Origin of the sequence: Ramlibacter paludis (assembly GCF_022012305.1) — a bacterium.
Lineage (GTDB): Bacteria > Pseudomonadota > Gammaproteobacteria > Burkholderiales > Burkholderiaceae_C > Ramlibacter > Ramlibacter paludis.
The window spans coordinates 1-2047 of sequence record NZ_JAKLTM010000011.1; the positions used below are offsets into that span (position 1 = coordinate 1).

At 70.2% G+C, this 2047-nt stretch carries 1 pseudogene; it reads right to left on the minus strand.

The annotated features are described in order from the left end of the window. Window positions 1–2047 (minus strand): annotated as a pseudogene (locus LZ009_RS24135) (hypothetical protein); the annotation flags it as partial.

Below are 2047 nucleotides of genomic sequence, written 5' to 3' on the forward strand. Positions count from 1 at the left end.
CGTGCCGTTCAAGATGATCGCCTGGCCTGCATTGGCCGAAGCCTCGCCCGCGTTCGCCGCCGTGCCGCGCAGCGCCGTGCTCGTCACCGAGGACAGGTTCACGCTGTAGCTCGCGCTCGTGCCGCCCGCCGTGCGGATGCTCACCGGCCCGAACACACCGTCGCTCAAGGGCACCGTCACCCGCACGTAACCGTTCGGCACGTAGCCGTAGAACGGGTCGCCGCGGCCGAACACGTCGGGGCCCGTGTTGACCCCGCCATCGAGCACGACCAGATTGCCGAAGCGATATTCGCTGGCCGATCCTTCCACGAAGCCCAGGCCCGCCACGAGCACGTTGGCGTAGGAACCGTCGCCCGCGACCGACTCGACCTGCACGTCGGTGATCGCCGGAACGACCTGGAGGTGCAAGGCCGCGCCGTTGACGTCACCGACCAAGCGCACCGTTCCGCTCACCGCATTGACCGGCACCAGCACCTGGGCCTGGCTACCGTCCGCGCTCACGTTGTTGGGCCGCACCACCACGTCGCCGCGGTTGCCGGAGGCGTCGACCGTCTCGAAGACGATGTCGGTGCTGGCATCGAACAAGCTGCCCTGCAGCGTGATGGCCTGGCCGGGCAGTGCGCCGGCTGCCGACCCATCGGTCCGCACGCCCGAAGCCGGCACGGCCACGATGCCCGTGAGGCTCAAACCGTAGGCCGCGCTCGTGCCACCGACCGTGCTCACGCGGATCGGCCCCACCGGCAGCGCCGGCGAGGTGGCGGGCAGGGAGAGGTTCAAGCGCGAGTTTTCCTGGCCCGACCCGTAGACGTCCACGCCATAGTTGGGCGTGCGATCGTCCACCTGCTGCGCACCGAAGCGCACGCTCGTCGCCGCCTCGGCAAAACCGGTGCCGCTCAAGGTGAGGTTGTTGCCGACGAAGCCGCCACCCGGATACATGAACACGTCCGTGAGGGTGGGAACCACCTGCAGGAACAAGCCCACCGCGTCGCGCTCCAGCCGGACCGTCCCGGTGGTGGCGTTGTTCGGGACGATCACCGTCAGCGTCTGCGAGGCCAGGTCGAAGGAAGCCGGCGTCACCGACACTTCGCCGAGCGAGCCGTTGCTGTCGACGGTGCTGAAGACCACCCGGTCGGAGGCCGTCATCCCCGCGCCGGCCAGCGTGAGGGTCTGGCCGGTATTGGCCGAGGGCAATGCAGCCTGGGCGGCGGTGCCGCTGCCCGCGCTGCCCGTCATGGCGTTGAGGTGGCTGCTGCCTTCCCGCTGCGCCTCGAAGTTCAGCTGGTAGTTGCCGGTGTACCCGGAGCCGGTGCCGCTGCCGGCGACGGCCGGGTCGTAAGTGACGTTGCCGTAGCCGCTGATGCCGATGTAGTAGCTGCCCGCGGCAGGCGCCGAGAAGACCAGCGGGTTGCCGTCGTTGGGACCGAAGTAGCGCAAGGCCTGCTCCACGCCGGCCGCATTGAAGATCCGCACGCTGGAATAGTTGTCGCTCGGCGTCACGGTCACGCGCAGCACGCTGCGCGCGTCCAGCACCACCGAGTAGAAGTCGACGTCGCGGTTGCCGGAGGCGCCGTCGCCGACCACTGCCGTCGCCGCGGCCCGCGCATCGCGCAGCTGGCCGAGGGCCACCGCCGTGCCGAGCGTGTCGGAGGGATCGGCGCCTTGCGGCAGGATGCCCAGGTCGGTCGACCCGGCGGCGCGCCGCAGGGTGCTGCTTCCGCCGGCGGTGCTGACCGTGACCACATTGCCGACCGCCCCCGTCGGGACGACCAGCGTCAGCAGTTGCTGGTCGCGGTTGGTGCCGCTGCCGTCGAAGACCGTCCTCACGCTGAAGTTGCCGACCGGGCGCCCGCCGACCGTCACCGACAGCTCGGGACTGACGAGGCCCGTTCCCTCGATCAGCAAGGTATTGCCGGCGGCCACGTCACCGCTGACGCCGCGCAGCGTGGGCACGACCTGCAAGTTGAAGCTGGTGCCGCTGCCCAGCACGGTGACCGCACCCGAGCGCGCCAGGGCCGGCACCACCACGCTGAGGGTCGTGCCGTTGGCG